The organism is Allobosea sp. GW822-FHT05A11 (assembly GCF_058800455.1).
Genome location: NZ_JBXAMI010000003.1, coordinates 438866 through 462040 on the forward strand (window position 1 = coordinate 438866; position 23175 = coordinate 462040).

Sequence of the window (23175 nt, forward strand, 5' to 3'; positions counted from 1 at the left end):
GGCGCCTCTTCCTGAGGACGGTCCCGTGTCTGCGCAGCAGCGTTTCACGCTGCGGCGCGCACGGGATGACCCTGCCCCCATCGAAAGACGGTCCCGCATCTGCGCAGCAGCACTGCGTGCTGCGGCGCGTGCGGGATGACGCTCGGCCCTCACAGCCGCTTCGCCACTTCCTCGAGCATGACTTCGGTCGCGCCTCCGCCGATCGCCTGGACGCGGGCATCGCGGGTCATGCGCTCGATCGCGCTTTCGCGCATGTAGCCCATGCCGCCATGGAACTGCAGGCAATCGTACATCACTTCGTTGACCAGCTCGCCGCAATAGGCCTTGGCCATCGAGACCTCGCGGGTGGCGTCGAAGCCCTGCGCGTCGAGCCAGGCGGCGTGGTAGACGAGCTGGCGGCCGGCCTCGACCTTGCCGGCGAGCTCGGCCAGACGCTGGCGGATCGCCTGCTTCTCCCAAAGCGGTGCGCCGAAGGCTTTTCGCGTCTTCACGTAGTCCAGTGTCAGGTCGATGGCGGCCTGCGCCTCGCCCATCGCCATGGCGCCGATCACGGTGCGCTCGTTCTGGAAATTGCTCATGATCGCGTAGAAGCCGCGGCCTTCTTGTCCGAGCAGGTTCTCGGCCGGCACCTTGCAGTCGACGAAGGAGAGCTCGGCAGTGTCGGACGAGCGCCAGCCATGCTTGTCGAGGGCGCGCGAGACGGAGAAGCCCGGCGTGCCCTTCTCGACGAGGAAGATCGAGACCGATTGCGACGGTCGCGCTTGCGGGTCCGTCTTGGCGGCGACGCAATAGAGATCGGCATGGACGCCGTTGGTGATGAACATCTTGGCGCCGTTGAGGACGTAATGGTCGCCCTCGCGCCGCGCCGTGGTGCGGATGCCCTTCACATCCGAACCGGCATCGGGCTCGGTCACGGCGACCGCGACGATCTTCTCGCCGGCGATGATGCCGGGCAGGTACTTGTCCTTCTGCGCCGGGCTGCCGGCATTGGCGATATGGACCGAGGCCATGTCGGTATGGACCAGCGCCGTGATGGCGACGCCGGAGAAGGTGGAGCGCCCCAGTTCCTCGGCCAGAACCACGGTCGCCATCGTGTCCATCTCGGAGCCGCCATACTCGCCGGGGTAGCGGATGCCGAAGAAGCCGAGCTCGCCCATCTTGCGCAGCACCGCGCGCGGGACGAAGCCGTCCTCCTCCCATTGCAGGGCATGCGGCTTGATCTCCGCCTCGACGAAGCGGCGGACCTGGTCGCGCAACGCCTCATGTTCCTCGGTAAAGTAAGGCGAGCGGCGAGCGCCCTCCACAGCAGGCTTCCCGACAGCCGACATCGCCTTCTCCCGTTTTCTGCAGCGCCACCAGCGAGCTACCTGCCGGACGGTAGGTGAACACCGCGCCGAGATCAAGCTACCTTCCCTCTATGGCGATGTCAGGCGACGTCGTCCCAGTGGGCGACCATGCTGCGACCCTTGCCGGCGCGCTTGGCGCCGTAAAGGGCCTGATCGGCCGCACGCGTCAGGACCTCGGCCGTCCAGGGCGTGGTATCCTGCTCCGACTTGACGGATACCCCGACGCTCGCGCCGACGGTGACAAGCTGACCCATCAGCATGAACGGCGCCATGACGACGGACACGGCCCGGTCGGCGATCTCGGACAACGCAGCCGCATCCTCGACGCTGCGCACGACGAGGGCGAACTCGTCACCGCCCAGCCGCGCCACGCTGTCACCCGGCCGGACGACACCCTTCAGGCGCATCGCGACCTGCTTGAGCAGATCGTCGCCGGCCTGATGGCCGTGGCGGTCGTTGATCAACTTGAATCCGTCGAGATCGAGCAGCAGGAGGCCGAGCGCCTCGCCGCTTTCGCCGGCCTCGCGCAGCACGCGATCAAGCCCGCGGCGATTCATGAGCCCGGTCAGGGAGTCGTGACTGGCGGCGAAGTCGAGTTCGCGGCGCACCATCAGCAATTCCTCGAACTGGCCGATGATGTAATCCGAACTCTCATAGATCGAATAGAGATAGACGAGGAGCAGCACGCTCAGCGCCTGATAGAGCGGATCGCCGGAAGCCAGGAAGGCGACGACCAGCGTGCCGATCGCGATGGTCGAGAGCACGGCGCAGATCCAGTAACGGAGCGTACGCAAGTAGGACCCGGCCGTCAGCGCCATGGTGAGCCCGAGGCTGAGCACGAAGCCGCCGGCATGGTCGGTCGCGGCGGCGGCCAGCGTCAATGCCGCGATGACGAGCGTGAAGGCGAAGGCGGAATAGGCGTAGCCTGCCTCCCAGCGCCGCGCTTCCGCCAGGGATAGCTTGCGCGCGGGATCGCGCCGCTTGAAGCTGACGATGTTGGCGATGCGCAGCAGGGTCGTCACGATGCCTGCTGCCGTCAGCCACCAGAAGATCGTCTCGCCGGTCTGCACGGCCATGATCGCAGAGCCGACGATCAGCCCGGCCGCAATGCAGAGGATCTGAGGCAGGGCCGCGAAGAGACGCGAGATGATCTCGATCTCGATATCCGCGGGAAGCTGCGCGGCGCGTCTACGGGGCCTCATCAGCAGATGCATGGCGATGCCTCTACGCGCGAGGCTCTAAGAACCCGTCAGCCCGATCCCGGGCATTTTAGGGATCGCATCGCTTGCTCGATATCGGGCAGAAACGAAAAGGGGCTGGCACATGCCAGCCCCGTTCCAGGCTCCGCATCGGAGGGCGGACGCTGCGATCAGTTGCAGCCGCAGCCGTGACCGAAGCCCCCGAGCAGGCCGCCGACGAGTCCGTTGCGGGAGACGATCGCCTTCACCGGGGCGACGACGCCGGCCTTATTGCCGTTGGCGATGCCGTTGCCGCTGAGCACGCTGACATTGTTGAGCGCATTGATCTTGACGCCCGACACGGCCGTCGTCACCGGGGCGATGATGCCGCCGAGAAGCGAACCGCCTCGCCCACCGGCCATAGCGGGGGACACGGCGAAAGCTGCAACCGTAGCGAGAACAAACGCGTATTTCATCTTGCTTCTCCCTGTTTCGCCTCCGGGCCGGAAGCGACGAAACACGTATAGGTTGCAACAACCTCTTCAAGCAACCTTCTCTCAACATTAACCATACCGAGTAAAGTTAATTTGCAACCAGAAAGCACACTTCAAAACTAAACCCCAAATCATTCGCGATATACATAAATCGATCCGAATACATATAAGAGCAAATCCGGCATAATTTACGATCAATTAACCGTTATAAACCATGATTGCGAAATAAATTTTCAGATCACGGCGACGTCGATGCAGAAAATCATCATTCTCGCATTGGTCTTTCACGCCTCCCTTGCGCTCGCGACTGAGACACCGGCCGAGAATAAGGAAAATTCGATCGCCGTTGTCGGGCTTCGCGGTGGCTTCGACAGCAATCCCGCCGGCGCCTGGGGGGCCAATGGCACTCCTGTCGCCACAACCTATGCAACCTGGGATTACCTGCGCGGCACATTGCAGGACGGCTACGGGCTGAACCTGTCGCTTGTCGAGACGCATTACGACCCGCGCGCGCTCGCCTCCGCCCGCGCCCATTCGCTGACGCTGAAGCACGGCTTCAGCCTCGGCGAGGCCAGCGCGCTGCGTTCCTCCCTCACGGCAAGCAGCGAGCAAACCTGGTCACGTCGGAAAAGCAGCCTGTCCTGGCGCAAACGGTTCGATCACAGCATCGGCGCGTTCCGCCTCTTCGCCAGCGGGGAAGCGCGGATGACGGCGCTGAACGAGCGCAACGTCTTCAATCTCGGCGATTTCCTGCCGCGCGACGAGAATTTCGGCACGCTGGGGCTGACGACGGGCGCCGCCTGGCGATCGGGCGAGACCGAAATCGGCCTCTCCTTCAGCGCCGCGCGCGTCCACTATATCGAGGGCGTCGACTATCTCGGGTTCCGACGCGACCATAACCGGCTGCAACCCAACCTGTTCTTCTCGACGGTGCTGAAGGGCGCCGCGATCGAGGCCTCGCTTTCGCCGTTCCGCGCCTATTTCCCGGAGAAGGAGTTCGATGCGGTCGAGAGCCTGCTCTATACGGCGAAGCTGCGCCTGCCCTATGAGCGGTTCACGCTCGATCTCGGCTCGCTGCGCACGGTGGAAGACACCACCCTGCCCTTCTCCGTCATCAACCTGGTGACGGCGCATGAGGCGAAACTGACGGCCCGGATCGACGACGACAATGCCGTCAGCCTGTCGGCCCGGCGCAAGACCGACGATTATGTCGGCCTCGATGCCCGCTCGGACCAGAAGGGTGTCGGCATCGACTACCAGCGCAACCTGGGCAAGGGCCTGATCGGCACCGTTGCCGGCGCCTGGCGCAAGACCAAGGAGACCGGCCTCACCCCCGTGACCTCGTTCAGCGTCATGCTGGGCCTGCAAAAGCAGATCGACCTCAGCCGCAGCGGCAAGACGGAAAAGAGCGACGGGTGAGGCAACGGGCCCGGCGCCGAGCCATCTCCGCCGTCATGCCCGGGCTTGACCCGGGCATCTCCTGCAGAAGGAGGCTCCAGCACCTCACCCTCCGGTCATTCTCGGGTCAAGCCCGAGAATGACGCCGTTCCTGGCAGCAGGGCTCCGGCTCTCAGACCCGCGGCAGCCCGGCCACTTTCAGTACCGGCGCCGGCTCTCCGTCCCGAGATAGCAGATGCCCTCGCCGGGCTTGGCCTTGGGGTTCGGGAAGATGATGAAGCCGTCGCGCGGCATCGTCACGACGGTGCCGTCAGCGCGCCGCGCGATCGGCGTACCCTTCGCGACACGGTCGCCGGTCTTCCAGCTGCCCTCGACGCGGTCGCCCTCGGCCTCACAGATCACGAGATCGTCCATATGCACCACGGTGCGCGCGGCTGGCGCCAGCGGCGGCTCGTCGGTCAGGCCGAGATGGACGAGCACGTTGCGGATCGCCTTGTAGCCGACATCGACGGAAGCCGGGTCGTCGTGACGCCCGCATTCGAGCGTCACGCCATAGCCGCCGGCAAAGCGCATGAACTCCGTCGTGCCGAAGCCCTCGGTCACGGCGAGCCGCGGCAGGTTCAGGCGCTCGCGCGCTGCGATCAGCCGGACATAGATGTCGAGCCAGCCATGGATCATCAGGTCGACGCCGAGACAGGCGGCGAAAGCGGCCTCGGCTGCGCCATGGCGGAAGGGCTCGAGCGCGCCGCGATTGTCGTCCGGACCGAAGAAGACGAAGGGCACGCCCTCCCCGGTAAACGAATGGACATCGAGCAGCATGTCGTGCTGGCGCAGGATGGTGGAAAGACGATTGCCGATCCTGTCCTCGTTGTCATCGGGTTGCGGCCGCTCGCGCAGGTCGCGGTTGAGGTTGCGGTCGCCCTCGCGGGTGTTCTGCCGGAAGGCCTTGGGGTTGGCGACGGGCAGGAAGGTGACCTCGCCGCGCTGGATCGAAACACGGCCGGCGCGGCAATCCTCGATCACGCGGGCGATGGCGTTCGGCCCGCAGGTCTCGTTGCCGTGGACGGCGCCGAAGACGAGGAGCTTCGGCCCGGCCTTCAGCCCATGGAAGCGGATGGTCTCGAGCGGCGGGTCGATCAGGTCTGGCGTGGTCATAGGCTCTACTGTCAGGCTTTGCGTAGCTGTGAGTGGGGGTCGAGGATGTCGCGCAGGCCGTCACCCAGCAGGTTGAGGCCGAGCACGGTCATGAAGATGGCGAGGCCCGGGAAGATCGAGATCCAGGGCGCGGTGGTGATCTGGTCGCGCGCGTCGGAGAGCATCGAGCCCCAGCTCGGGAAGGGCGGGCGGATGCCGAGACCCAGGAAGGAGAGCGCCGCCTCCGCCAGCACCGCGCCGCCCATGCCGAGCGTGCCGATGACGATGATCGGGCCGGCGATGTTCGGCAGGATCTGCAGCAGCATGATGCGCAGGTTACTCGAGCCGAAGGAGAGCGCCGCCTCGACATAGCCCTGCTGCTTGATCGACAGCGTCGCGGCGCGCGACAGCCGGCAAGTATAGGACCAGTTGGTCAGGCCGAGTGCGATCAGCAGGCTGGTCAGGCCCGGCTGGAGAATCGCCATGATGGCGAGCGCAAAGACCAGCGAGGGAATCGACAGCATGAGATTGGTCAGGCCGTTGACGAAATCGTCCCACCAGCCGCCGAAATACCCAGCCGACATGCCCAGCGCCACGCCGATCACCGTATTGATCAACTGCGAGACGATGCCGACCGTCAGCGAGATGCGCGCGCCGTAGAGCACCCGGCTGTAGATGTCGCGGCCCTGCGCATCCGTGCCGAACCAGAACTCGGCGCCGGGCGGAACCTCGGCATTCATCAGATTGGCGTCCATGACGGGATCGGTATGTGCCAGCCAGGGTGCCAGCGTCCCGCCGATCACAACGGCAGCGAAGAGCGCGCCGCCGATCCAGAGATTAGCCCGGAATTTCATCTGCTGCCCCGCCCCTAGGTGTATTTGATGCGCGGATCGATCAGAGCGCAGAGCACGTCCACGATGATGTTCACGACGAGGAAGAAGAGCACGAGCAGCAGGATGCAGGCCTGGACGACGGGAATGTCGCGCAGCGACACGCTGTCGACCAAGAGCGAGCCGATGCCCGGCCAGGCGAAAAGCTTCTCGATCACGACGGCGCCACCCATGATCGAGCCGAACTGCAGGCCCAGCGTCGTCAGCACGATGACCATGGCGTTGCGCGCCACATGCCAGCGCATCACCCGGACCTCGCTGTTGCCCTTGGCGCGGGCGGTGCGAACGAAGTCCGCGTTCATGACTTCGAGAACAGCGGCGCGCGTTGTGCGGGCGAGCAGCGCGAGCGGCGCCACGCCGAGCGCGACCGCCGGCAGCACGATATAACGCGGATTGCCGTCGCCATAGCCGAAGCTCGGGAACCAGCCGAGCACCAGCGCGAAGGCGTACATCAGCATCAGTCCGAGCCAGAACTGCGGCAGGGACAGGCCCGACACGGCAACAAACATCGATTGCATGTCGAGCCAGCCACCCGGCTTCAGCGCGGCCAGGAAGCCAAGCGGAATGCCGAGCGCGATGGCGAAGGCCATCGCGGCTATGGCCAGCTGAAGACTGGGCCAGATCCGCTCGAGCAGGGAATTGATCACGGGCTGGCGGGTGCGGAACGAGGTGCCGAGATCGAGCGTTGCAAGCTTCCCGGCATATTTTACGAAGCGCACATAGACGGGCTCGTCGAGGCCGAACTGCTTGTTCATGCGCGCGACCTGCTCGGCATCGACGACCGAGCGGCCATCCGACATCTGGGTCGAGGCGAAGTCGCCGGGAATGACGCTGAACATCACAAAGACGAGCCCAGCGACCGCAAGCAGGATCGGGATGGCCTGCAGCAGACGGCGGAAGACATAGGGCAGCATGGTCAACTCCTGATCGCCGCCGCAGGGCGGACTCAGGTCAAGGCCCGAAAGTCTCCGTCACCCCGGGCGGGCGGCATGGCCGCACCGATCCGGGATGACGGATGTCTTCGAGCTGGCGGAAACCTCCGCGGAGGCGCGCTTACTTCGCTGCGGGCGAAGACGCGTCGACCCAGAGATCCTCGTAACGCTGGAGCGCGAGCTCCGTAGCGTTCGCCTGCAGGCCATGCAGCCAGGGCTGATAGGCCATCACCGCCTTGTTGTAGTTGAAGAACCAGACGGGAGCCTCGTCCTGCAGCAGCGCATTGGCCTTCTTCATGAGCTCGATCTTCTTGCCGGCGTCCCTCTCGGCCGCGGCCTCCTCGAACAGCTTGTCAAAAGCGGCGCTCTTGAAGGTGGTGTAGTTGCAGGACGAGCGCGGCGTCGCCGAGTGGAAGCACTTCAGCGCGGTCAACGGATCGGGGCCGGAGGTGTTCGACCAGATATAGGCCTGGAAGTCGCCCTTCGCGATGACGCCACCAAGCGCCGAGGTCTCGACCGGCTTGACCTTCACCTTGATACCGACCTTGGCGAGCATGGGAATCGTCGCCTCGACGATCGGAATGCCCCAGCTCTCGTTCGGCGTCGCCGTCCATTCGAACTCGAAGCCATCGGGATAACCGGCCTCGGCCAGGAGCTTCTTGGCCTTCTCCGGGTCAAAGGCATAAGGCTTGGCATTCTTGTCGAAGGCTGGGACCGAGCTCGGCAGCCAGCTCACCGCGCGATAGGCCTTGTCGCGAACGAGACGCTTGATGATCAGGTCGCTGTCGATCGCGTAGTTAATCGCCTGGCGCACCCGCTTGTCGGAGAACGGCTTGAACTCCGGGTTCATGCCCATGTTGCGGGTGAAGACCTCCGCGACCTCCAGGATGCCCTTCGAAAGATTCGGATCGGCCTTGTAGGCAACGTACTGGGTCGAGCCGAGGATCGAGACGTCGATCTCCTTGTTGCGGAAGGCGACGTCGCGCGCAGCCGCCTCGCCCATCGGCGAGATCACCAGCTTGTCGGCATAGGGCTTGCCGGGCTTGTAGTATTTCTCCCAGCGCTCGAAGACCATGCGCGAACCGGGCACATGCTCGACGAACTTGAACGGGCCGAGGCCGATCGGCTTGTTGAAGAAGTCCGGCTGCTGCGCTTCCTTGGCCGGCATGATCGCCGTGGTAGCAGCATAGAACAGGAAGCTGGGATCGGCCGGATCGGTCAGCGTCATCTCGATGGTGAAATCATCGATCTTCTTGAGGCCGGAAATCTCCTTGGCCTCGCCCTTGCGAACGGCCTCGGCGCCCTTGATGCGCACGACGCGGCTCGCACCCGGATAGTTCTTGGAACCATCGACAAGACGCGTGAACGACCAGATCACATCGTCGGCCGTCATCTTGCGGCCATTGTGGAAGAACGCGTCGTCGCGCAGCTTCAGCGTGTGCGTCAGCCCGTCCGCCGAGGTGGTCATGCTCTTGACGAGCTCGGGCTCGGGCTTGCCGGCCTTCGAATCCCAGCGGAACAGCATGCTGTGCAGGGCGTAGCCGTAGATCTCGTCCTGGATCTGGTTCGAGACATGGCTGTCATTGCTGACGAAGGAGGCGCCATAGGGCGCCGTGAAGCGGATCGTTCCGCCGCGGCGCGGCTCCTGGGCCTGCGCCGAGATCGTAAAGGCTGCCAGCGTCAGCGCGGTGGCGAAGGCAAATTTCTTCAACAACACGATTTTTCCTCCCGTTTCCCATCTGCTCCGGCTGATCCGGAGTTGTTTGTTTCAAGTGGAACCATAACGGCTTTGCCGCGCTTGTCTTCCCCCGCGCGGTCAAATTCCCCGAACAGCTCCGCGATTCACGGTGTTGCAGAGCTGTTCTGAACTCCGTTTCGCATTTTCTTCACGCGAACCGGCATTTTTCGCTCGAAGATGCTCTGCCTCAAGCTCCCCGCTCGTAGACGACCGCGCCGCCAAGAATGGTCAGATCGCAGCGGGTGTCCTTGAGGATATCGGCCGGAGCGGCGCTCAGCAGATCGCGCGAGAACACAGCGACGTCGGCGAGAAGGCCCGGGGCAAGCCGCCCCTTCACCTTCTCCTGCTTCTGCGAGAAGGCGCCGAACTCGGTATAGGCCTGCAAGGCCTCCTCGATCGAAACGCGCTGACGCTCGTCCATCACCGTGCCCTTCCAGGTCTCACGCGTCAGCATGGTGTGGAAATTCGGGAAGGGGTTGGGGTCGCAGACCGGCGCATCGCTGCCCGTCGCCGGCTTCAGGCCGAGATCGAACCAGGTCCGGAAGGGATAGCTCGGCAGCGCCCGCTCGGGGCCGAGTACCTTCACATAGGCATCGCCGAAATCATGGATGAAGACCTGCTGCGGACAGGGATAGATGCCGGCCTTGACCATGCGCTCGTGCTGAGCCGGGGTTGAGAAGCCGCAATGCTCGATGCGGTGGCGACGGTCCGGGTCGGGGAAGGCTGCGAGCGCCTTCTCATAGGCGGTGATGAGCTGCTCGATCGCGGCATCGCCGATGGCATGGCAGGCGAGCTGGTAACCCTTCTTGTGGGCATCGAGCACCATGCGTTCGAGCTCGGCATCCTCCCACATCCAGACGCCGGTGGTCTTGTCCTCGCCGAGATAGGGCTCGGTCATCCAGGCGGTGCGGCCGCCGGCCGAACCGTCGAGGAAGAGCTTGACCGCGCCGATCATCAGCATCTCGTCGCCGGTCCCGGAGATCAGTCCGGCGTCGTAGCAATCAGGCACGATCGAGCGGCCGTCATCGCCGAGCAGGGTCAGCCAGGTGCGGACCGGCAGGCGGCCGTCGCGCTTGGCGCGGTGATAGGCGGCGATCTCGCGGAAGCCACCCTTCTGGCCGACGGCGGCATCCATGCAGCTGGTGATGCCGAGCGAGAGCAGGTACTGCCCGCCGCGCTCGATACCGGCGATGATGTCCTCTTCGGTCGCTGCCGGAATCGCGGCCTGGACCGGGGCGCGGGCGTTCTCGGCGAGCAGGCCGGTGAGGCGGCCGTTCTGCTGCTCGATCAGGCCGCCTTGCGGTGTCGGCGATTGTTCGTCGATGCCGCCGAGGCGCAGCGCCTCGGAGTTGCAGATCGCGATATGGCCGCAGGCGCGCACCAGCATGACCGGGTTGTTCGGCGCGGCGCGGTCGAGTTCTTCGCGATAGGGGTGACGGCCGGTGTCGAGCTTGGTCTGGTCATAGCCGCGCGAGAGAATCCATTCGCCAGGCTTCGACTGTGCGGCACGGGCCGCGATGGCGCCGAGAAGGGCATCGAGCGTCGGCGCGCTCTCCGGCTTGGAATCGACCCAGCCCATGGTCATGCCGAGCGAGACGAGATGCAGGTGCGAGTCGTTCAGACCCGGCGTCGCCAGCCGGCCCTTCAGGTCGATGACGCGGGTCTTCGGCCCGATCAGCGGCTTGATCTCAGCATCGCTGCCGGCAGCCAGCACCTTGTCGCGGAAGATCGCCAGCGCCTCGACGACGCCCTCTTCGCGCCCGCACCAGATCGGCCCGTTGCGCAATACGATATCGGCCTGAACCGCCATGGTGTTCTCCTCAAATCCAGTCATCGCCGGCACTTGCGAGCGGCGGTCAGATGTCGTCGAGCGGGAAGATCGGGCGGCGCACCTTCTTGTACGGCCGCTCCTTGAAATTGCGCGTCGAGAGCGCGCCCGTATCGACCTCCAGCACCTCGCGCGCGATCGGCTCGAAGGCGGCACGGAAATGCTGCATCGACTTGACGATCACTGTCGATTTCCGGGTCGGATCGACGCCGAGCGAGGTGAACTGCGCGAGATCGGTCGCCTGGCCGTTATGGGTGATGACGATGATCTCGACATCGTCGACGCGCAGCAGGGCCGAGAGCCCGTAATTGCGCCAGACACCGCCGGCCATCGGGCCATGGCAGAGGAAATAGCCGTCGGTGATCGCGACCACGTGTGCATCGAGATCGAGCGGCGCGCCGCCCATGGTCGGATCGACCTTGCCGCCGAGCTTGATCCGGCCGCGCTTGCCGACGCCGATCGCCTGGGCGGCCAGCACTGCCTCGGGGTCGTTGATCGCATGGAAGCCGACATTCTTCAGCCTGGCATCGAGCACGGCGCGCAGCAGGTTGGTGGCGTCGCCATAGGCGCCGGAGCCGGGATTGTCGGAGTAATCCGAGATCACCACGGGCTTGTAGCCGGGCTTGCCCATGTCGGCCTCGCCAGCCTTGGCGCGGGCCATGGCCTCAGCCAAGGGCGTGAAATGGATCGAGGAGAAGCGGCGCTGCTCCCAGGCATAGTCCATCAGGTCTTCAGCGATGGCTTGCGCCTTGCCGCGATCATCGGCCGTGACCGCGATCGAGGGGCCGATATCGTGGACATCCGCCGAGGAGAAGCCGGCCTGGACGCTGACGACGAGCGCATCGCCCGAGGCTTCCAGCGCGTCGCCACGGCGCAGCAGTTCGAGGAAAGGCGGCGAAGTCGTGCGCCCGCCGTCGAGCGCGTAAAGGATCGGGCGCCGGGCGAGCGCGACCTTGGGCTTGATCTCGCCCTTCAGCGCGCGCTGCAGCAGCTCCGCCGCCTGCCAGGTCCGCTCGTATTGGTCGATATGCGGATAGGTGCGGTAGGAGATCAGCGCATTGGCGTTGTCGGCCATAGCTTGCGTCACCGTCGCATGCAGGTCGAGCACGGCGACGACCGGCACGTCCGGGCCGATGCGCTTGCGCAGCCGGGCGAGCAACTCGCCCTCGCCGTCATCCGAGCTCTCGGTCGACATCGCGCCGTGGAGATGCAGCAGCACGCCGTCGACGCCCGGTGCCGCATCGCAGATCTGGCCGGCGAAAAGATCGAAGGCCGCGTCTGTGACGCGGCCGGAGGGGTTGGCGCCGGTCACCAGCGGGTGGACGAGGCTCCAGCCGAACTTGTCGGCCGCCTCGAAGGCCGCGCCCATCGAGGTGCGTGTGCCGCGGAAGGCGCCCGGGATTTCATTGTCGCGATAGGCGCCATGCGCCCTGAAGGTGGCTTCGTCCGTGAGCTGAACACTGAAGGTGTTCGTCTCATGCATGAACTCGGCGATCAAAACGCGCGGCACCGTCATCTCCCCAAACATATCGTTCAATTTTTTTGACAGTCTTGGCGAGCCAACTCGGGATTTGCCACTGTTTTTCGCGCATGCATCCCCAGAAACCTGCGCGCTTGTCGAAATGTGGTGAATATGCTCGACTGAGCGGAACCAACTGGGCAATGGCGCCGTTTTCGCAGCGGACCCCCGCGAGCGCCCGCCCATGCCGGTTTCCCCGCAGGCTAAACGCCTTTCCGCCGTGACACGACTGCGGCGCGTTTCGTCAGATGAACTCACGATCCGTCGCGTTCGCCACGGCCGCTCCTTCGGTTACCGGGACGCAGAGGGCGGCAAGATCAGCGACGAGGCCACCCTCGCCCGCATCCGCTCACTGGCCATTCCCCCGGCTTATGAGGACGTTCGCATCGCGGCCGATCCGCGCGCCCATCTCCAGGCGATCGGCCATGACGAGGCCGGCCGCATCCAGCATCGCTACCATCCGGACTGGGAGAAGGTGCGCGAGCGGCGCAAGCTCAAGCGGCTCGCCCGGCTGATCGAGGCGCTGCCGAAGCTGCGGGCGCGCATCGCAACCGATGTCAAGGCGCGGACCCTGTCGCGCGACAAGGCGCTGGCCTGCGCGGCGGCCATCATCGACCGCTGCCATCTGCGCGTCGGTAACGAGACCTACGCCAAGGAGAATGGCAGCCATGGCACATCGACGCTGCTCAAGCGGCACGTCACACTGACGGGCACGCGGGTCGCGCTGCATTTCCGCGGCAAGAGCGGCAAGGACATCTCCTGCGCCATCGACGATGCGCCGCTGGCCCGAGCAATCACGCGGATCACCACCCTGCCCGGCCGCCGGCTGCTGCAGTATCGCGGCGAGGACGGCTCCGTCGCATCGATCCACGCGGCCGAGATCAACACCTATCTCAAGCGCGCCTGCGGCCTGCCCGTCAGCAGCAAGGATCTGCGGATGCTCGCCGCCAATGCCGCCGCGGCGGAGCTTCTCCTGGCCGGCGAGGCGGTGGCGAGCGAGGCCGGCCGCAAGCGCCAGCTCGCCGACATCATGCGCGCAATCTCGGAGAAGCTGGTCAACACGCCGGCCGTCGTCCGCAAGAGCTATGTCCACGCGATCGTCATCGATGCCTATGCCAGCGGCCGTTTGCAGAAGAGCTACGCGAAGGCGCGCGCCAAGGCCGGCTGCTCGCGGATCGAACGCGCTCTGGGGCTGCTCGCCGCCTGAATCTCGGGGGAACAATGCCACCCTTCAGAGCTTGGTCCTGAAAGCCTTTTCAGAGGAGACCGCCATGGCCAAGCCCGACAGGAAGCGCGAGAATCCCGCCCTGCTCGAGGACGAACGCAAGCCCGCGAACGCCGGTCAGACCGCCGCCGAGACCGACCCCAGCGAGAGCCAGCGTGTCAGCGACCGCACCAACATCCATGATGCGGGGAGCGATGCCAACGACACGCCGGATAGGCTGACGGAATCGGAAGAGGCCGTGCGGCAGGCAGCGGAGGACGTGCCCGTCGGGAGGCCGCTACGCGGCAAGACCGAGGCGATCCCGGTCTTCGATCGCGGCTCGCTTCCGCCCAAAACCTAGTTCAGCAAAGGAGGGCAGCCCGATGATCGGCGATTGGGGCTTCGTCGTCTGGATCGTCGTGATCGGCGTGCCGATCGGGATCGTGCTCACGACCTTATGGGCCCGCTCGCGCGACGCCGGTGGCGCGATGCTCGACAAGCCCAACGCCGACGACCCGCGTGATCCGATCTAGGCGAGGCGCGCGCGAATCGAGCGCTACGCCCAGCTGCGACAGGACCTATAGCGACTTGAAGCTCGGATAGTGCCCGCGGTAGCTCTTCTCGAGGATCGCGACGCCGCCCCGCTCCTTCAGGATCTGCGCAACAGCGAGGCCGAGCTCACGTGCCTGTTCCGGTGCCGCGCTCTGATCGGCGACGACGCGCTCCGTGCCTTCGATCGAAGTCACCTGCGCATGCAGCGTCAAGCGGCCGTCCTGCCATGTCACGCAGGCGCCGACCGGCAGGCTGCAGCCGGCCCCGAGCGCATGCATCATCTCGCGCTCGGCCTCGGCCTCGGCACGGGCCTGCGGGCACTCGATCGCCTTCAGCACCTCGATCACCGCCGCATCCTCGGCGCGGGCCTCGAGCCCGAGCGCGCCCTGGCCGACCGCATAGGGGAACAGGGACGGGGCAAGCGCCTCCGAAGAGGCTTCGTCCATGCCGAGCCGGCGCAGTCCGGCTTGCGCCAGGATGACCGCGTCGAGCGCGTCCTCGCCGCCGATCTTGGCCAGGCGAGGGCCGACATTGCCGCGGATCGGCACGACGGTGACGTCAGGCCGGAGGTTCAGGATCTGGGCGCGGCGGCGAAGCGAGCCGGTACCGACGCGGGCGCCCTGGCGCAGGGTGGCCATGGTCGCGCCGCAGAGCGCATCGCGCGGGTCCTCACGCGGCGGCACCGAGGCGAGAACGAGGCCTTCATGCAGGGTGGTCGGCAGGTCCTTCAGCGAATGGACGACGAAATCGACCTCGCGCTTCACAAGTTGCTGCTCATGCTCGACGGCGAAGACGCCGACCATGCCGAACTGGTGGAACTCGGAGACGCGGTCGCGGTCGGCGATGGTGGCGATCTGGCAGAGGGTGAATTCCGCTTGCGGGAATTTCTCCCGGATCAGGCCCATGACGTGGTTGGTCTGGGCCATCGCCAACGGGCTGCGGCGCGTGCCGATCCTCAGATGCATGATCTCAAAACTTTCGGTCCTGTCCGGCCGGGCCGGTTATTGCCGCGGTCTATATCAGGGGGGCGCCGGGCTGACGAGTGCGGCACATGCCCATACTGCTCTGGATCAATCGTGGGCGGCAGCCCCGCCCTGCTGCCGCATGGCGGCCATCGCCTGCCCGAGCACCTCGATCACGCGCGGATCGCGCGACTGGGCGACGTTGAAACGCATGAAGTTGCCGGCCATCTGGGCGACGCTGAAGACATTGCCCGGCGCCAGCACCACGCCCTGCATCACGGCAAGGCGGGCAAGCTCGGCGGAATCCACGTCCTCCGGCAAACGGCACCAGAGATAGAAGCCGCCGCGCGGCATCAGCCAGGGCCGAATCCCGAGCGGCTCCAGGCGGGCGGCGACCTCGCGCCGCGCCTGAGCCAGGCGCCTGTGCAGCTCCTCCATATGCTTGCGGTAGCTGCCACCGGCGAGGACACCCGCCAGCAGCTCCGTCGAGACCGGCCCGGGGCCTCCGAAACTGGTTGCGACCTGCAGATCGACGAGCCCGTCGATCCAATCTGCCCGCGCGGCGATATAGCCGCAGCGGACGGCGGCCGAGAGCGTCTTCGAAAAGCTGCCGATCCGGATGACGCGCTCCAGCCCGTCGAGTGCCGCGAGCCGCGACGAGGGCTCCGGTTCGAAATCGGCGAAGATGTCGTCCTCGACGATGATCATGTCGTTGGCAGCGGCCGTGCTGAGCACGCGATAGGCGGCCTGCGGCGACAGGCTGGCGCCGGTCGGATTGTGCAGGCCGGAATTGGTCAGGTAGAGGCGCGGGCGCTCGGCCGCGACCACCGCCTCGAACGTCGCGATATCCGGCCCCGACGGGGCATAGGGCACGCTCAGGATCCGCACCTGATGCGCCCGCAGCAGCGCCTGGAAGTTGAAATAGCAGGGATCGTCGACGAGGACCGCATCGCCCGGCCGCAGCAGGAAGCGGCAGATCAGGTCGAGCGCCTGCGTGCCCGAGCCGGTCAGCATCAGCTGCTCGGCCGAGACCGCAAGCCCGGCCTCGGCGAAGCGCCCGAGCAGGAGCCGGCGCAGGACGGAGGCGCCGCGCGTGCCGCCGTAATCGGTGAGGATGGCGCCATCGGCCCGCGCCAAGGCCCGGAAGCCGCGGCGCAGAGCCTCATCCGGCATCCAGTCGGCCGGCAACCAGCCGCAGCCCGGCTTCAACGCCCCCGGTTCGGCATCGAGCGACTGGCGCGAGACCCAGAACGGATCGACCACAAGCTCCTGCGGCGAGGCGGCCTGCGTCAGCGCCAGGGGCGGCAGGCCGCCGCCTGTCACATAGAAGCCGGAACCCTGCCTTGCGCGGATCAGGCCTTCCGCCGCGAGGCGATCATAGGCCTCGACGACGGTGGAAGGTGAAACCTTCATCGTCGCGGCAAAGCGCCGGATCGAGGGCAAGCGGTCGCCCGGCGCCAGAGTCCGTGCAGCCAGCCGGCGCCGGATCGCCGCCATCACGACTGCCGTGCGAGTCGCCCCGTCTTCGCCCTTGCTGATTGTATGGCCATCCATAGCCATACAGTTTGCCATGAATGTATCGGTCTGTCGCTGGTGCTCTGGAGGGCGGACGCATAGAGCACGGCTTCCGGCACAGCAGTAGAGCGGATCAGATGTTCAGGGATTGGGGTGGCAAGGGTTGGGGCAGCGGGCTCATCGGCGTGCTGATCTTCAGCGGTTCGCTGCCGGCGACGCGCGTCGCGGTGGCCGGCTTCTCACCGCTGTTCCTGACCGGAGCCCGCGCCGCGATCGCAGCCCTGCTGGGCGCGATCTGCCTGATGCTTTTGCGCCAGAAATGGCCGAGCCGGGCGGATATCCGCCCGCTCACGATCGTCGCGCTCGGCGTCGTCCTTGGCTTTCCGCTGCTGACGGCACTCGCCCTACAGCATATCCCCTCGGCGCGCTCGATCGTCTTCATCGGCCTGCTGCCGCTAGCGACCGCGCTGTTCGGCGTGCTGCGCGGCGGCGAGCGGCCGAAGCCGGTATTCTGGCTGTTCTCGGGGATCGGCAGCGCGACCGTCGCAGGCTTCGCACTCGCCAACAGCGACAGCGGCTCGCTGGCGGGCGACCTGCTGATGATCGGCGCCGTCCTGCTCTGCGGGCTTGGCTATGCCGAAGGCGCGACGCTCTCGCGCCGTCTCGGCGGCTGGCAGGTGATCTCCTGGGCGCTGCTGCTGTCGCTACCGGCGATGGTTGTCATCGCCTTGCTGTTCTGGCCCTCGACCTGGCAGGGCATCGGGACGCCGGCCTGGATCGGCCTTGCTTACGTCTCAGTCTTCAGCATGCTCGTCGGCTTCGTCTTCTGGTATCGCGGCCTGGCGCTCGGCGGCATCGCCAGCGTCGGCCAGCTTCAGCTCTTGCAGCCGTTCTTCGGGCTCATGCTCGCAGGTTGGCTGCTCGGCGAGCCGATCGCCTGGACGATGATCGCCGCGACCGCCGTGGTCGTGCTCTGCGTTGCCGGGGCGAAGCGCTTCGCCTGAGCCCGCCCCCCAACTCTTGGAATTCCCGCCATCCAAGGCCATCTTGTGGCGATGGAGGTTGCGTGATGGCAAGCGGATGGGCTCCGGACGGAGCGGTTCAGGACCAGATAGACGGTTCGATCACGGACGCAGTTCGGTTGGCGCGCTCGCGGCTGCCAAACGGCCCAGGCGAGATCTACTGCCAGGAATGCGGCGAGGAGATTCCCGAAGCGCGCCGCCTCGCCATGCCCGGCGCCCGGCTCTGCGTCGCTTGCCAGTCCGGGCAGGATCGGTCGGCGGCGCAATCCAGCTATAACCGGCGCGGCAGCAAGGACAGCCAATTGAAGTGAGTTGGGCTGTGGCGGCGCGCGCCGCATCGCTTCGGCTGCGTGCGGAGATGGGCATCCACCAGAAGCGATGGCGATGACGCGCTGCGATGTCGGGGGGAGTGGTGCCGCAAGAGGGATTCGAACCCCCGACCCCCTCATTACGAATGAGGTGCTCTACCAGCTGAGCTATTGCGGCAACGGGTGGCGCTGTACCAGCAGGCGCCGGGCTTGGCAAGCCAATCTCGACGTCATGCACATCACCCTGACATGGCGCTGTGCGGCAGCCGTCAATCCTTGCGCAGCTTCTCCGTCTCGGGCTTCTCCTGGCCGAGCGCGACGATGCCGCGGCGGATCGTGCGGGTACGGGTGAAGTGCTTGTGCAGCGTCTCGCCATCGCCATAGCGGATGGCGCGGGTCAGCAGCGCGAGGTCCTCGTTGAAACGGCCGAGCATCTCCAGCACGGCTTCCTTGTTGTGCAGGAAGACGTCGCGCCACATCGTCGGGTCGGAAGCCGCGATGCGGGTGAAGTCGCGGAAGCCGCCGGCCGAGAACTTGATCACCTCGGACTGCGTCACCGCCTCCAGATCCTCGGCCGTGCCGACGATGTTGTAGGCGATCAGATGCGGCAGGTGGCTGGTGACGGCCAGCACGAGGTCATGATGATGGGCGCTCATCACTTCCACCAGCGCGCCCATGCCTTCCCAGAACTGGCGGGTTTTCGCGATGGCCGCGGCGTCCGTGCCTTCCGGCGGCGTCAGGATGCACCAGCGATTGAGGAAGAGGCTGGGGAAGCCGGCATCGGGGCCGGAGTTCTCCGTGCCCGCGACCGGATGGGCCGGCACGAAGGCGACGCCCTCGGGCAGATGCGGCGAGACGGCGTCGACAACCGAGCCCTTGACCGAGCCGACATCGGAGACGATCGCACCCGACTTCAATTCGCTGGCGATCTCGGCCGCGACCGGCCCGCAGGCGCCGACCGGGACGCAGAGGATGATGTGATCGGCATCGCGAGCCGCTTCCGCCGCCGTCTCCGCCACCATATGGCCGAGGCCAAGTTCGCGCGCCCGCTTGCGGACGGCCTCGTCGCGATCGGCCAGCACGATCGTGCCGGCGAGATTCAGCTCCTTCGCCGCGCGCGCGATCGAAGAGCCGATCAGCCCGATGCCGATGATGGCGAGGCGGGCGAAGACCGGCTCGGAGCGGCGCGGCGCGAAGCTTTCCGCCATCTCGGTCACGCCTTGAGGAAATCGGCGAGCGCGGCGACGACGAGGCGGTTCGCCTCCTCCGAGCCGATGGTCATGCGCAGCGCGTCCGGCAGGCCATAGCCGCCGACCGCGCGCAGGATCAGGCCGCGCTGGGTCAGGAAGGCGTCGGCGTCCTTGGCGGTCTTGCCGGCCGTCCTGGTGAAATGGATCAGCACGAAATTGCCGACCGAAGGCGTGACGGTCAGGCCGAGCTTCTCCAGCTCTGCCGTCGTCCAGGCCAGCCATGTCTCGTTGTGCTCCAGCGCGGCGGCGACATGCGCCTCGTCGGCGACGGCAGCGGCGCCGGCCTCGATCGCGGCGCCGTTGACGTTGAACGGGCCGCGGATGCGTTCGAGCGCGTCGATGATGTGGGCCGGCGCATACATCCAGCCGATGCGCAGATTGGCGAGACCGTAGATCTTCGAGAAGGTGCGGGTCATCACGACATTCTCGCTCTCGGCGACGAGCTCGATGCCGGAGGCGTAGTCGTTGCGGCGGACATATTCGGCATAGGCCGCGTCGAGCACGAACAGGACATGCGGCGGCAGCCCGGCCTGCAGGCGCTTGACCTCGTCGAAGGGCAGATAGGTGCCGGTCGGGTTGTTGGGGTTGGCGAGGAAGACGATCTTCGTCTTCGGCGTCACCGCTGCGAGGATGCCGTCGACATCGGCCGTATAGTTCTTCTCGGGCACGATGACCGGCTTGCCGCCCATCGCAAGGATGGCGATGCGGTAAACCAGGAAGCCGTACTGGCTGTAGATACCCTCGTCGCCCGCACCGAGATAGGCCTTGGTGACGAGCTCCAGCAGTTCGTCCGAGCCGTTGCCGCAGATGATCCGCTGGGGATCGAGGCCGTAGCGGCCGGCAATCGCCTGCTTGAGCTTGGTCGAGGTGCCGTCGGGATAGAGCTCCAGCTTGGCGGCGAGGCCTTCGAAGGCTGCGATCGCCTTCGGGCTCGGGCCGAGCGGGGTTTCGTTGGAAGAGAGCTTGTGCAGCTTCACGCCGGCGGGCGCGGCGGACTTGCCGGGAACATAGGCCTCGATATCGAGGACGCCGGGACGCGGGGTGGGACGGGTCGCCATGACGATTGACCTTGCAGCAGGAAGCCAGCCCGTTCAGCGGGCGGATTTGACGGAGAAGCGAGCGGCGTGGCTGCCGATCTCGGCGAAGTCGCTCAAGCCTGCCGGCACGAGGGCCTGGCGGATCGCCGCTTGATCGACCTCGCCGGAGGCTGCGACGAGCAGCGAGAGATGCGAGCCGTCGGCCGCCGAGGCCGAGACTTCGGCCAGATGCTCTGCGAGGCCATGCCGCAAGCTTTCAGACCAGCGCTCGACGCGAGCAGCATAGAGCACGATCTCGCGTACGGCGGCGTCCGCCAGCGGTTTGGCGATGCAGTAGACCGGGGTTCCCGCGGGATGGTTAGGCCGCTCGACGAAGGGCAACCGCGCGATGATCTTCGGCGCATCCGCCCCGATCAGGTCGCGCCACCAGATGCCGGCGCTGGCGCCCTGGTCCATGCGGAAGATGCCGAGATCGCCCGCCGATTCAGCGACAGCGCGGATGACGGAGCGCGCATCCTCATGCGTGATGAACGGCACGGTGAAGCCGAAATGGAAGCGGGCGGAATCGCGCATCGCCGCATCGCCACCGGAGATGTCGGCATGAACGGAGTAGTTTGCCTGCACATAGGTGAAGGTCGCGATGATGATGCGCCAGACGCTCTCGACCGTGTCGAGCGGGAGCAGCCCCTTATGGCTGAGCGCGAGCCGCTTCATGATGTCGGCCTCGCGGCCGGGACGGAAGGCGGAGCCGGAGGCCTGCGTCTTCTTGATCGAGATCAGCGTCTCGATGACCTGAGAGCGCTCCATCAGCAGCGCATGCATCGCGCTGTCGATGCGATCGATTTCACCGCGGAGATCGGCGAGGGACGTAGGAGCGGCTTCGGTCATGGCAACGCGCTTTCCGGCAAGGCCACGCTCCTTAGCGCTCCCGCCGCGCCTTGGCAAAGCCGGCCGCGCAGTACCGCGTTGACAGAACCGCTTTGGCGCGGCATCGCTAGAGTTCGATTTTCCGAACGCCTGGACCGGCAAGACAAATCCTACTGCCGAAGCGGACGACATGAGCGACCTCTCCCCCAGCCTGGCCGATCCGCAGAAGGAGGCGAACGAGCCCTCCAGCCCGGTCGCGCGCTTCGGGCCTGACACGCCGCTCTTGATGGATTGCGGCGTGGTGCTGGATCATTGGCAGATCGCCTACCAGACCTACGGCACGTTGAATGCCGAGAAATCGAACGCGATCCTCGTCTGCCACGCTCTGACCGGCGACCAGTATGTTGCGAGCCGCAACCCGATCACCGGCAAGGGCGGCTGGTGGACGGCGATGATCGGGCCGGGCAAGCCGATCGATACCGACCGCTTCTTCATGATCTGCGCCAATGTGATCGGCGGCTGCACCGGCACGACTGGACCGGCCTCGACCGATCCGGCAACGGGCAAGCCCTGGGGCCTGTCCTTCCCGGTCGTCACCATCCGCGACATGGTGCGGGCCCAGGCGGCGCTCATCGATTCATTGGGCATCGAGACGCTGTTCTGCGTCGCCGGCGGCTCGATGGGCGGCATGCAGGTTCTGCAATGGGCGGCGAGCTATCCGAACCGTGTGTTCGCGGCACTGCCGCTCGCCACCGGCGCCAAGCATTCCGCCCAGAACATCGCCTTCCACGAAGTCGGCCGGCAGGCAGTCATGGCTGATCCGGAGTGGCGACGCGGGCGCTATCTCGAAGAGGGCACGCGCCCGGCCAAGGGGCTCTCGGTCGCGCGGATGGGCGCGCATATCACCTATCTCTCGGAGCAGGCGCTGCACCGCAAGTTCGGCCGCAAATTGCAGGACCGGGAAGCACCGACCTTCTCCTTCGACGCGGATTTCCAGGTCGAGAGCTATCTGCGCCATCAGGGGCTGAGCTTCGTCGAGCGCTTCGACGCCAATTCCTATCTCTATGTGACGCGCGCGATGGATTATTTCGACCTCGCCGCCGACCATGACGGCGTGCTGGCGCGCGCCTTCGCGGGGACCAAGACGCGCTTCTGCGTGGCCTCCTTCACCTCGGACTGGCTGTTCCCGACGGCGGATTCGCGCGCGATCGTGCATGCGCTCAACGCGGCTGGCGCCTCGGTCTCCTTCGTCGAGCTGGAGAGCGACAAGGGCCACGACGCCTTCCTGCTGGAAGAGCCCAATCTCTTCGCCACGACGCGCGGCTTCATCGGCGCAGCGGCGCGGGCACGCGGACTCTAGACCATGGCCTTCAGCGACACGAACCAGACCAACCGCATCGACCTCAAGCTCGTCGCCGAGATGGTACAGCCAGGAACACGCGTGCTCGATGTCGGCTGCGGCGACGGCGCGCTGCTCGCACTGCTGGCCGAGAGCCGACAGGTCGATGCGCGCGGCATCGAACTGTCCCGCGAGGGCGTGGCCGGTTGCGTGGCGCGTGGGCTCTCGGTCATCCAGGGCGACGCCGATACCGATCTCGGCGACTACCCTGACGATAGCTTCGACTACGTCATCCTTTCGCAGACGATCCAGGCGACGCGCAATCCCCGCCTCGTGCTGGAGCAGATGCTGCGCATCGGCCGGCACGCCATCGTCTCCTTCCCGAATTTCGGGCATTGGCGGATGCGCAGCCAGGTGTTCTTCCAGGGGCGGATGCCGGTGACGGACTCCCTGCCCTACGCCTGGTGGGACACGCCCAACATCCATTTCTGCACGATCCGCGACTTCGTCACGCTCTGCGACCAGATCGGCGCCAAGAAGGAGCGCGCCGTCGCGCTCGACGCCGCCGGCGGCAAGGTCGGCGTCAACGCGCCCTGGTGGTTCTGGAACCTATTCGGCGCGCAGGCCGTGTTCCTGCTGAAGCGGGGCTGAGTTCCTTCTCC

At 66.1% G+C, this 23175-nt stretch carries 22 protein-coding genes and 1 tRNA gene; 8 read left to right on the top strand and 15 right to left on the bottom strand.

Annotation, left to right across the window (positions count from 1 at the left end; translation table 11 throughout):
• Positions 1-149 precede the first annotated feature (149 nt).
• From AC1RLU_RS11645 to AC1RLU_RS11655, 3 genes are all read right to left on the bottom strand, one after another.
• Positions 150-1328 carry an acyl-CoA dehydrogenase family protein gene (locus AC1RLU_RS11645; RefSeq protein WP_091855984.1) on the bottom strand — a complete coding sequence of 393 codons (1179 nt, stop codon included), beginning with the start codon at positions 1326-1328 and terminating at the stop codon, positions 150-152.
• 98 nt (positions 1329-1426) lie between these two features.
• Positions 1427-2548, bottom strand: a complete 1122-nt coding sequence (locus tag AC1RLU_RS11650; protein WP_185745214.1) for a GGDEF domain-containing protein — start codon at positions 2546-2548, stop codon at positions 1427-1429.
• A 167-nt stretch (positions 2549-2715) separates the two neighbouring features.
• The gene (locus tag AC1RLU_RS11655) at positions 2716-3000 is read right to left on the bottom strand and encodes a hypothetical protein (RefSeq protein ID WP_492795677.1); all 285 of its coding nucleotides are present in this window, start codon (positions 2998-3000) and stop codon (positions 2716-2718) included.
• A gap of 270 nt (positions 3001-3270) precedes the next feature.
• On the opposite strand from AC1RLU_RS11655, the gene AC1RLU_RS11660 reads away from it, so the two are divergent.
• Entirely contained in the window at positions 3271-4437 is a 1167-nt protein-coding gene (locus AC1RLU_RS11660; RefSeq protein ID WP_492795679.1) for a hypothetical protein, read from the top strand.
• 177 nt (positions 4438-4614) lie between these two features.
• On the opposite strand, the gene AC1RLU_RS11665 is transcribed toward AC1RLU_RS11660, so the two are convergent.
• From AC1RLU_RS11665 to AC1RLU_RS11690, 6 genes are all read right to left on the bottom strand, one after another.
• Positions 4615-5571, bottom strand: coding sequence for a succinylglutamate desuccinylase/aspartoacylase family protein (locus tag AC1RLU_RS11665; RefSeq protein ID WP_492795681.1), 957 nt, complete (start codon positions 5569-5571; stop codon positions 4615-4617).
• 11 nt (positions 5572-5582) lie between these two features.
• Positions 5583-6404, bottom strand: a complete 822-nt coding sequence (locus tag AC1RLU_RS11670) for an ABC transporter permease (protein ID WP_061965093.1) — start codon at positions 6402-6404, stop codon at positions 5583-5585.
• Between the two features lie 14 nt (positions 6405-6418).
• Positions 6419-7354 carry an ABC transporter permease gene (locus AC1RLU_RS11675; RefSeq protein WP_091855989.1) on the bottom strand — a complete coding sequence of 312 codons (936 nt, stop codon included), beginning with the start codon at positions 7352-7354 and terminating at the stop codon, positions 6419-6421.
• A gap of 139 nt (positions 7355-7493) precedes the next feature.
• Entirely contained in the window at positions 7494-9083 is a 1590-nt protein-coding gene (locus tag AC1RLU_RS11680; RefSeq protein ID WP_061965097.1) for an ABC transporter substrate-binding protein, read from the bottom strand.
• 214 nt (positions 9084-9297) lie between these two features.
• Positions 9298-10920 carry an amidohydrolase gene (locus tag AC1RLU_RS11685; protein ID WP_492795683.1) on the bottom strand — a complete coding sequence of 541 codons (1623 nt, stop codon included), beginning with the start codon at positions 10918-10920 and terminating at the stop codon, positions 9298-9300.
• A gap of 46 nt (positions 10921-10966) precedes the next feature.
• Positions 10967-12448, bottom strand: coding sequence for a M81 family metallopeptidase (locus AC1RLU_RS11690; protein WP_492795685.1), 1482 nt, complete (start codon positions 12446-12448; stop codon positions 10967-10969).
• Positions 12449-12677: 229 nt separating this feature from the next.
• Between AC1RLU_RS11690 and AC1RLU_RS11695 the strand changes: the two genes are divergently transcribed.
• The 3 genes from AC1RLU_RS11695 to AC1RLU_RS11705 all read left to right on the top strand — a co-directional run bounded on the left by AC1RLU_RS11695 (position 12678) and on the right by AC1RLU_RS11705 (position 14194).
• Entirely contained in the window at positions 12678-13664 is a 987-nt protein-coding gene (locus tag AC1RLU_RS11695) for a DNA topoisomerase IB (RefSeq protein ID WP_492795687.1), read from the top strand.
• A gap of 64 nt (positions 13665-13728) precedes the next feature.
• The gene (locus tag AC1RLU_RS11700) at positions 13729-14022 is read left to right on the top strand and encodes a hypothetical protein (RefSeq protein ID WP_492795688.1); all 294 of its coding nucleotides are present in this window, start codon (positions 13729-13731) and stop codon (positions 14020-14022) included.
• Between the two features lie 22 nt (positions 14023-14044).
• A complete protein-coding gene (locus AC1RLU_RS11705) occupies positions 14045-14194 on the top strand; it encodes a hypothetical protein (protein WP_492795690.1) in 150 nt (49 codons plus the stop codon).
• Between the two features lie 45 nt (positions 14195-14239).
• On the opposite strand, the gene hemC is transcribed toward AC1RLU_RS11705, so the two are convergent.
• Together hemC and AC1RLU_RS11715 are read right to left on the bottom strand one after the other, a co-directional pair.
• On the bottom strand, positions 14240-15178 hold the full coding sequence (gene hemC, locus AC1RLU_RS11710) for a hydroxymethylbilane synthase (RefSeq protein WP_091855994.1): 939 nt from the start codon (positions 15176-15178) through the stop codon (positions 14240-14242).
• 105 nt (positions 15179-15283) lie between these two features.
• Positions 15284-16729, bottom strand: coding sequence for an aminotransferase-like domain-containing protein (locus tag AC1RLU_RS11715; protein ID WP_492795692.1), 1446 nt, complete (start codon positions 16727-16729; stop codon positions 15284-15286).
• 98 nt (positions 16730-16827) lie between these two features.
• On the opposite strand from AC1RLU_RS11715, the gene AC1RLU_RS11720 reads away from it, so the two are divergent.
• Positions 16828-17694: a DMT family transporter gene (locus AC1RLU_RS11720; protein ID WP_492795694.1), complete on the top strand. Its 867-nt coding sequence runs from the start codon at positions 16828-16830 to the stop codon at positions 17692-17694.
• A 65-nt stretch (positions 17695-17759) separates the two neighbouring features.
• On the top strand, positions 17760-18023 hold the full coding sequence (locus AC1RLU_RS11725; protein ID WP_061965110.1) for a DksA/TraR family C4-type zinc finger protein: 264 nt from the start codon (positions 17760-17762) through the stop codon (positions 18021-18023).
• A gap of 99 nt (positions 18024-18122) precedes the next feature.
• On the opposite strand, the gene AC1RLU_RS11730 is transcribed toward AC1RLU_RS11725, so the two are convergent.
• From AC1RLU_RS11730 to AC1RLU_RS11745, 4 genes are all read right to left on the bottom strand, one after another.
• Positions 18123-18198 (bottom strand) — tRNA-Thr (locus AC1RLU_RS11730).
• Positions 18199-18289: 91 nt separating this feature from the next.
• The gene (locus tag AC1RLU_RS11735; RefSeq protein ID WP_492796208.1) at positions 18290-19228 is read right to left on the bottom strand and encodes a prephenate/arogenate dehydrogenase family protein; all 939 of its coding nucleotides are present in this window, start codon (positions 19226-19228) and stop codon (positions 18290-18292) included.
• A 5-nt stretch (positions 19229-19233) separates the two neighbouring features.
• Entirely contained in the window at positions 19234-20334 is a 1101-nt protein-coding gene (gene hisC, locus AC1RLU_RS11740) for a histidinol-phosphate transaminase (RefSeq protein ID WP_492796209.1), read from the bottom strand.
• A 27-nt stretch (positions 20335-20361) separates the two neighbouring features.
• Positions 20362-21195, bottom strand: coding sequence for a chorismate mutase (locus tag AC1RLU_RS11745; RefSeq protein WP_492795696.1), 834 nt, complete (start codon positions 21193-21195; stop codon positions 20362-20364).
• Between the two features lie 169 nt (positions 21196-21364).
• Between AC1RLU_RS11745 and metX the strand changes: the two genes are divergently transcribed.
• Together metX and metW are read left to right on the top strand one after the other, a co-directional pair.
• Positions 21365-22534, top strand: coding sequence for a homoserine O-acetyltransferase MetX (gene metX / locus AC1RLU_RS11750; protein ID WP_492795698.1), 1170 nt, complete (start codon positions 21365-21367; stop codon positions 22532-22534).
• 3 nt (positions 22535-22537) lie between these two features.
• Complete coding sequence (metW, locus tag AC1RLU_RS11755) at positions 22538-23164, top strand: methionine biosynthesis protein MetW (protein ID WP_061965159.1); 627 nt, start codon at positions 22538-22540, stop codon at positions 23162-23164.
• Positions 23165-23175: the final 11 nt, after the last annotated feature.